The 295-nt window shown below is 77.3% G+C and carries 1 pseudogene; it reads left to right on the top strand.

The annotated features are described in order from the left end of the window. Window positions 1-295, top strand: a pseudogene (locus CCN72_RS39860) (hypothetical protein); the annotation flags it as partial.

Genomic DNA, 295 nt, shown 5'->3' with positions numbered 1-295 from the left:
CCGCCGTACTGGCCGAGGCGGCCCAGGGCGTGCCCCCGACACCGCGTGAACTGGCCGAACTGCTGTGGCTGGCCGGGCACATGGGCGCCGGGAGCGCGACGGACACCGGGGACAGCGGGGACGACGGGAACACCGGGGACACAGCCGGGGAGAGCGGGGGCCCCGGTGGCACCGAGAACCCGAAGACCCCCAAGGGCCCCGAGGACCCCGAGAGCTCCGAGAACTCCGGTGACGGCAGGGCCACGGAGCCGGGCCCACCACCCGGTTCCGCCCACGGCCCCCGGCCGCCCGAGGG

Source organism: Streptomyces murinus, assembly GCF_002154555.1.
Classification (GTDB): Bacteria; Actinomycetota; Actinomycetes; order Streptomycetales; family Streptomycetaceae; genus Streptomyces; species Streptomyces murinus.
This window is presented reverse-complemented; position numbering and strand designations above follow the sequence as displayed.